Source organism: Buchnera aphidicola (Lipaphis pseudobrassicae), from assembly GCF_005081185.1.
GTDB classification, from domain to species: Bacteria; Pseudomonadota; Gammaproteobacteria; order Enterobacterales; family Enterobacteriaceae; genus Buchnera; species Buchnera aphidicola_AD.
Window position 1 is genome coordinate 490,816 of the sequence record NZ_CP034870.1, and the last position, 535, is coordinate 491,350.

The 535-nt window shown below is 25.4% G+C and carries 1 protein-coding gene; it reads right to left on the reverse strand.

Features of this window, described 5'->3' with window-relative positions:
- Nucleotides 1-52 precede the first annotated feature (52 nt).
- Nucleotides 53-535: aspartate-semialdehyde dehydrogenase (locus tag D9V70_RS03305; protein WP_253254797.1), on the reverse strand; the 483-nt coding region annotated here is incomplete at its 5' end.

The window sequence follows — 535 nt, forward strand, 5'->3', positions numbered from 1 at the left end:
TAGAATATAGTGTATATATTAATTTAATAATTATTTTAACAATAAGAAAAACTTATATATCAATTAATAAATTCAACATTCTTCTTAAAGGTTCTGCAGCTCCCCACAATAACTGATCCCCAACAGTAAAAGCAGAAAAATATTTTTTACCCATATTTAATATTCTTAAACGACCTATTGGTATATTTAAAGTACCAGTAACGTATGATGGAGTTAATTTTAACAAAGTATCTTCAATATTATTAGGAATAATTTTAACCCAAGAATTATGATTACTAATCATATCTTCAATAGTTTTTAAAGATAATTCTTTTTTTAATTTTACTACAAATGATTGACTATGACATCGTAATGAACTAATTCGTACACACAAACCATCAACAATAACTGGATTTTTAAAACCTAGAATTTTATTTGTTTCAGACTGCCCTTTCCATTCTTCACGGCTTTGACCGTTATTCATTTTTTTATCAATCCATGGTATTAAACTACCTGCTAATGGAACTAAAAAATTTTTTTTAGGAAAATTAGAACT